This is a genomic window from Acidobacteriota bacterium (assembly GCA_040752915.1).
Lineage (GTDB): Bacteria > Acidobacteriota > UBA4820 > UBA4820 > DSQY01 > JBFLVU01.
On record JBFMHB010000098.1, the window covers coordinates 1 to 7,340 of the forward strand.

The following is a 7,340-nucleotide window of genomic DNA, read 5'->3' on the forward strand; positions in this document are numbered from 1 at the left end:
AGTTTCTTTCCTTCGGGCCGATTCCTCGCCGCCTCCAGGGCGGCCATCTTGCACTGGTGGTCCAGCTGGCGGCTCAGGCGCGACTGGCGCGCGAAGGTGAAGAGCGCCTCAGGCCATTCGTAAGGGGTTCCGGCCGGCCCCCGGGCGAGCGCCTCGTACCCAAGGATCTCTCCGGACTCGAGGTGGACGATCGGCTGAAAGACCGAGTGGATGGCCTGCCGCGTCAGAATTTGCCGGAGCTCCAGCTCGTGGAGGACCAGTTCCGTCTCCTCCTGGCGTTGGGCGAGGGCGGCCGTCTCCTCGATGACCCGGTGGACGAGCCTTTCGAATCGGAGAAAGGGGTTGTAGTGGAGCATGGAATAGCCGAGGTGGAGAGACAGCCCCGGGACCTCGTGAAGGGCCAGTTCGTCCTCGAGGGCTCCGTAGATCCTCCTCGCGATGCGCTCCAGGGCCAGCAGGGCGCCCGTGGACAGGAGGGAATAGGGGGCAAAGACGCAGAACTGGTCATCGAAGATACCCCGCTGGGTGACCAGGAGCTGGCCCCCGAATTCGCGGTTGTTCACGTCCTGGATGTGAAAGGCCGCGCGGCGGAGTATGCCTTCGTACCGGTCGAACCCGAAGACCGACTCGAGCCGCTCCAGGTCCGAGACCTGCAGCAACACCACTCCGAGATAGCGGTCCTCGGTCATCTGTTTGAGCGTCTCGAAGCAGGCGCCGTAGGCGGGGAGACGGGTGTTGACGTCGTACAGGGAGGCTCGGAGAGAAATGAGCTCGTTCTGAAGGTCCTTTCGGTTGAATTCCAACCGCGATTCCTCCCCGGGCGCATCTTACTCCGGGGGTCGGATTCGGCGCAAGGCGAACGCCGGCGCCGCGGCGGCCGGCCTTGAGCACCGCTCGGTTTTATGGTACCCAGAAACGGTCCATTCGGAGATCGGTGCCGCACGAGGGGGAGGCGTGAGGACCAGGGTGCCTCGAAACGGGTCGCGGGGAGCGGGCGGGGGGAACCCTCCCGAGTGCTTGTTGCACCCCGCTTTGGACCGCCCAGGGTCCGCCCGGGGCCCGCAGAGGTCCGTGCTGAACCTGTCCGGCGAAGTCCCCATTCTGCGCTTTTCCATCGGCCTGTTCTCGTCGCTGGCCTTTCTCGAGGCCCAGGGATGGCCCTGGACGCCTTGGCCCGAGGGCTGGGCTCTGGGGGAGGACGGGCTGCCCCGGTGGGCGGCGGAGCCGAGGCAGGAATCCATGGACCCACCGGCGGAAGGCCATGCCGCCCTCATCCGTCGGCTCCTCGCCGGGCGGGCGCCCGGCCCCACCGGCAGAGGGGCGGGTCTCCCCCGCCGCCTGCGGCTCTATGGGCGCTGGCGCGAGTGGCTGGAGCGGTCGCGGCCGGAGGAGGGCCTCGCCGCCTCCTGCAGGGGCCTTCTTCTGGATCTCGTGGAAATGGCCGCGGCCCTGGGACCAGAGGCCCTGCCGCCGGGAAGGTGGGGGGTGGGTGTGGTCTGGAGGCCGGCGGCCGATCTTCGTCTCCCCGGGTTCCGGGTCTACCGCGCCGAAAGTGGGGTGGACCGTATGGGGGCCATCCAGGCCGCGCTCGATCCAGAAGGGGAGGGGAGGACGCTGACCCCTGTCCTGCTGGAAGGCGTGGCGCCTTATGCCTTTGCGGGGCTCGAGCCCCTTCTGGTATCCCGGATCGGCTCCCTGGAGGGGGCCCGGGAATGGATGCGGAGCGCCTTGCGAGACGGTCCGAAAGGACTCACCGAGTCCCTCGCGAGGGTCTTGGCGGAGGAGTCCGGCGGGGGTTGGATTCTGGCGGGCGAGGTGCTGGATTCGCAAAGCCAGAAGGCCCTGGAATCGGCCGCGCGATCGGCGGCGCGCGCCGTGGTCGTCCTCCACCCGACGGAAGGGCGGCCCGCCGGAAGGACGGAGGGCATCCGCTTTCTCTGGCTCACGCCGACGGGCGAAGAGTGGTACGTGCGCCACGCCTCCGCCTGTCTGGGCCCATCTCCCGACGACCTGCTCCGCGTCCTGGGTCGGGCCGGATTTCCGGCACCCCGGTGCGGAGAGCCTCTCGTCCCCCCCCTCGACTTCCTTCCTGAGCATCCCGCCCTGCCCGTTTGGGGAGGCCTTGGCTCGACGGATCAACCGAGAACGGCCGGTCAGTCGGAGGCGGACCTCCTCCGGGCGGGGGCCCTGCCCGCCCTCCTGGGTCGGGCGCGGCGGTGGGACCACAGGGGGGAGCCGGAGGTCGCGCGGTTCTGGCAGGGCGTGGCCCTCCTCATGGCAGGCCAGCCGTCGCAGGCTCTGGAGCGCTGGGAGGAGATGAAGCGGCCCGAACGCGCCCGGCTGGGAGTCCCATACTGGAGGGCGCGGGCCCTGGAGCGGCTTCAAGATTTCCAGGGGCTTGCCAAGGCCGTGGAGGCCGCGAAAAAGGATGCGGACCTTCCGCGTGAGCTGCTTCCCGCTTTAGCGAACCTGGAGGGGCAGGTCCTGTGGCTTCGGGGGGACCGTGAAAAGGCCGAGTCGGTCCTGCTTCGACTGGCGAAGGAGGCGTCGGATCCCGATCTCCGGGCGACCACGCTCTGCGTCCTGGCCACCGTCCGCCTCTTTGCTTCGGATGCGGACGGCGCCCTGGATTTCTTGCACCGCGCCGAGGAGGCCGCCGGGGAGAGCCCTCCTCCGGCGATCCGCTTCCTCCTGAACCACAGGTGGGGCCTGTTGAAGCAGAAGCTCGGCGACGTGGAGGGCGCCCGAACCCATTTCGAGCGGGCCCTGGAAACAGCCGCCTCGGTCGGCTTCCGGGCCCATGAGGCTTCTGCCCTGTGCGATCTGGGCAATGCTCTTCGGCGGCTCCAAAGGCAGGCCGAGGCGGCCGCCGCTTACGAGCGGGCCGCCGACGGAGGGCGGGCCCTCGGATTGAAGGTCCTCACCGCCTACGCCCGCTTCAACGGCGCCATATGCCGCCTGGAGGAGGGCCATCCTCTGGAAGCCTTGACGATCTTCCAGGGGGCGCTGCAGGAGGACCTCGCGGCGCGGAACGTTGTGGCGGCTTCCCTGGACGCCTTCTGGTGCACCCTGGCCCTGCAACACCTGGGACGCTACCCCGAGGCCTTGGAGGCGGCGGAAAGGGGTTTGAGCCAGCTGGACAAGGTCTCGGAGCCCGAGGTTCTCCACGACCTGCTCGTTGTCCTCGGAGACTTGCTCCTTCTCACGGGGCAGGAGGGGCGGCTTCGCCACATCGTGGATCGCCTTCGAGAAACGCCATGGCCCGATCTGGAGGCCGACGACCGGATCATGGAAGCCGCCGTGCGCTCCGCGGCCGCAAGGAGGGGCATCGGGACCTTCACCTCCTCCGAGCGGAAGAAGGCCCTGGCCCTTCTGAAAACCGCCACGTCCTGTGGGCGGGCTTTCTGGCACCTCCTTTCGGCAGGCCCCGGAACCGGCGCGAAGGGGGACCTGGAGTGCGCCTGGGCGGAGGCCCGGGCCTCGGGATCCGATCACCTTTCCTGCCGCGTCCTGATGGCCATGGCCAGGGCCGGAACCCTGCCGCGGTTGGATCCGGAGACGCGGGAAAGGCTTCGTAGCTACCTCGAGAGGAACCGCATCCGCGGACCCGAACGGGACCTGTTCTCCCTCCTGGACCCCCCTCTGAACCGCCCTCCCGCCCCGGAGGAACCGCCCGTTTCCGAACTGGCTCTCCTCGCATCGGCCGAGTCCGGCGAGGAGGGCGCTCTGGAGCGGCTGGCTGGGTACCTTGGAGGCCCCGTGTGCCTCGGGTGCCCCGGGGAGATGCCAAGCTTCGCCGGGGACCCCGATCCGGACGGTCGCCGGGCCCTGCTCGCCGCTCGCGGGCGGACGGGACCGGTTCAGGAGGACGGGACCACGGTGGTGGGCGCCCAGGACCCTTCGGGGCGCTGGGTGGGATGCGCATCACGCCCCGGGAGGTACATGCCCGCGGAAACGGAGACGCTACTCCGCCTCTGGCTGAGGTTGCTCCCAGTGAGGAGACCGGCGCCCCACGGCGCGCCACCGGTCTTTCCAAAGGCCTTCGAGGGCCTCCTCCTGACGCGGTCGCCGGCCATGGCCCCTGCGCTGGACCTGCTGGCGCGGGCGGCGCCCTTCTCGTTTCCCGTCCTGCTGACCGGCGAGCCGGGCACGGGAAAGGAGATCTTCGCTCAGGCGCTCCACGTCGCCTCGCCCAGGGGACGAAAGGCGTGGGTGCCCGCGAACTGCGCCAACCTCAGCCCCACCCTGGCGGCCAGCCTTCTCTTTGGGCACCGAAAGGGCGCTTTCACGGGGGCCGACCGGGACCAGAGCGGTCTGGTGGAGGCAGCGCGGGACAGCACGCTGTTTCTGGACGAGGTGGGGGAGCTTCCCGCGGAGGTCCAGGCCTCCCTCTTGCGGTTCCTGCAGGACGGGTCCTTCCTTCCGGTGGGCGAAGTGCGCCCCCGCCACAGCAACGCCCGCATCGTGGCCGCCACCAATCGGGACCTGGAGGAGGCCGTCGCTCGGGGCGCCTTCCGGGCGGACCTCCTCCACCGACTCAACGTGATCCGCGTGGAGATCCCCCCCTTGCGGCGCCGTCCGGAGGACGTGGCCCTCCTGTTCGAGCACTTCCTGACGCGCGCGGCGGACGCCGAACGGGTCCCGCGCCCACCGGTGGATCCGGAGGTCCTGTCCCGCCTGGAGGCATACCGCTGGCCCGGAAACGTCCGGGAGCTCCAGAACGTGGCCCGGGCGCTCCTCGTTGCCTCCCAGGGGGAGGATAGGATCCGGACGCGCCACCTGCCCGCCCGCCTCTCCGAGGAGGGCACGCCCGTCGCCGGGGACGGGCTCAGCCTGGCCCACGCCCTGCGCCGGGCCGAATCGGCGGCCATCCGGGCGGCCCTCGACGCCAGCGGGGGGAGTCCGTCGGAGGCGGCCCGAAGGTTGGGCATCTCCCGCCAGGGCCTTTTTGAGAAGATGCGGAGGCTGGGCATTCGCTCCGAGCCCCGATAAGGTCGAGGGCACCAGGCCGGATCGCCCGCCCGCTCCGACTCCCCCGCGCTCTTGGTATACTTCAACCCCCTGGAGGTGGGCGTGGCGGTTGGATGGTGGGCGTGGGCCAGCGGCGAAAAAGGTCCGGTTCCGGCCGAGGATTGTCGCCTTTCGGCCCTGGACCACGGCTATCTTTACGGAGCCGCTCTGTACGAAACCCTGAGGACCTACCACGCCAAGCCCTTCGCGCTTCGCCTTCATCTCGAGCGGCTGGATCGCGGGGCCCGGCGCATGGGGTTCCCCGTCCTTCCCCTGGAAGACCTTGCGAGAACCTTGGTCGACCTGGCGGCCCTCCGGGCCCCCGAGGAATCCTACCTTCGCGTGACGGTCAGCCCCGGGGCCAGGGTGCCGGGTGGGTACGCCGCGCCGGGAGGGCCGCCTTTCTGGACGGCCCTGGCCGGACCCCTGCCTCCTTACGTGGCCGCGTACTACGAGCGTGGGGTCCGAGGCGTGATCTCGCGCCGGCCCCGGTGGAACCCGGGAGGCTTCATACCGGCGGTGAAGTTTGCGGGGAACCCGGAGCTCCACCTCGCCCGGCGCGAAGCCGAGGCCGAGGGCGCCTTCGAGGCCCTCCTGCTGAATCCCTCGGGATTCCTGGCCGAAGGGTCGAGCAGCAACGTCTTCTTGGTTCTGGGGAAGGTCCTGGTCACGCCGGATCTCCCGTCTGGCATTCTGGACGGCGTCACGCGTTCCATCTTGTTGGACCTTGCGCCGAAGGCCGGGATTCCCTGCGAGGAGCGCCCGGTCCGGGTCGAGGAGCTCATCGAGGCCCGGGAGGCCTTTCTGGCGTCCACCTTGAAAGAGGTCGTGCCGCTGGTGGAGGTTGATGGGCGGACCATCGGAGCCGGAACCCCCGGCGTCCTCACTGACCGCCTCCTGGGACTTCTGCAGGAGCATGCCCTGGAGGCCACTTCCGGAGACACCGCATGACCCGCTGGAATGCCCGCTTTCTCGCCTTCGCCTTCGCGATCGCCTCGACGCTTCCCGCCCTGGCGGCCGTCGGCCCCCAGGAGGGGGAGCCCGCGCCTCCCGAGCTCAAGTTGTCCACGTCCCTCTCTCCCACGCCGGTGCGGTCACCGGGAGAGGCCACGCTCACGCTCACCGTGGAGATCCCCACCGGATACCACCTCTTTGCGGGGAAGGAGCTTCGTGTGGAGGCGGAGGGCCCCGTGGCGCGCCTCCTGGGAACCCCCGCCTATCCGGCGGGGGAGGTGGAAGAGGGAATCGCGGTCCTGAGGGGCCGCGCCTCCATTCGTGTTCCGCTGACCGTTCCCGCCGGGGAGGCCGGACCCATTCGAGGCACCCTTCTGCTCAAGTGGCAGGCCTGCCAGGATTACGGGGAGAAGATCTGCTTCCTCCCCGCCCGAAGCGCCGTGTCCATCGAGGCTCCCGTGATCCTTGCCCCCCCCGCTCCGGCCGGACCTGCCCCCGAAACGCCGGCGCCTACCCCGCCCGTCGTGGAGCCGGCCGTGGAGCCGGCTTCCCCTCCGGAGGCCGTCCCGCAACCGGAGGCGCCCCAGGGAGGGTCCTTTCAGGACCGCTTCGGCCAGGCCGCCAGGGAAAACGTCCCCTTCGCCCTGCTCCTGGCCTTCCTCTTCGGGGTCCTCTCGAGCCTCACGCCCTGCGTGTACCCGGTGATCCCCATCACCGTCGCGTACATCGGCTCCCGATCGGAGGGGAAAGGCCGGGCCCACGGATTCCTCCTGTCTCTCGCCTTCGTTCTGGGGCTCGCCCTCTTGTACGCCATGCTGGGAGCGGTCTCCGCCAAGGCGGGCCAGACCTTCGGATCCCTCGCCCAGACGCCCTGGGTGGGCATCCCCGTGGCCCTCCTCTTTTTCGCCCTGGCCCTCTCCATGTTCAACCTCTTCGAGTTCAAGACCCCGGCCCGCCTCACCAACCGGATCGAACAGACCAAGCAGAAATCCCGCGGGGGCGGATTCGTGGGGGCCTTCCTGATCGGCGCTCTGTCCGGGCTGGTGGCCAGCCCCTGCATCGGCCCCCTCATCCTGGCCATCCTGGTGGTCGTGGCCTCCACCGGATCCTCTTTTCTGGGGTTCCTCTACCTCTTCACCTTTGCCCTGGGCCTGGGGTTGCTGTTCCTGGTCATCGGAACCTTCTCGGGCGTCCTGGCGGCCCTCCCCAAATCGGGGGGTTGGATGGACGGGGTGCGGGTCCTCTTCGGAGCCCTGATCCTCGCGGCGGCCTTCTATTTCGCGGGCCTGTACCTTCCCCGCCCGGCCTTCTGGTTGGCCTCGGGCCTGGGGTTGGGGTTCGTGGCGGGGTTCCTCCTCTTTGGAGCGAGCCGCCAT

At 69.6% G+C, this 7,340-nt stretch carries 4 protein-coding genes; 3 read left to right on the plus strand and 1 reads right to left on the minus strand.

The features are described from left to right. The coding region (locus tag AB1824_12490; GenBank protein ID MEW5765781.1) for an EAL domain-containing protein at positions 1–803 on the minus strand (803 nt) is incomplete at its 3' end. A gap of 268 nt (positions 804–1,071) precedes the next feature. Here AB1824_12490 and AB1824_12495 point away from each other — a divergent pair. The 3 genes from AB1824_12495 to AB1824_12505 form a co-directional block, all read left to right on the plus strand. Next, positions 1,072–4,992, plus strand: coding sequence for a sigma 54-interacting transcriptional regulator (locus AB1824_12495; GenBank protein MEW5765782.1), 3,921 nt, complete (start codon positions 1,072–1,074; stop codon positions 4,990–4,992). 81 nt (positions 4,993–5,073) lie between these two features. After that, positions 5,074–5,961, plus strand: coding sequence for an aminotransferase class IV (locus AB1824_12500; GenBank protein MEW5765783.1), 888 nt, complete (start codon positions 5,074–5,076; stop codon positions 5,959–5,961). Beyond that, on the plus strand, positions 5,958–7,340 hold a 1,383-nt coding region (locus AB1824_12505), incomplete at its 3' end, for a cytochrome c biogenesis protein CcdA (protein MEW5765784.1). The genes AB1824_12500 and AB1824_12505, both read left to right, overlap by 4 nt.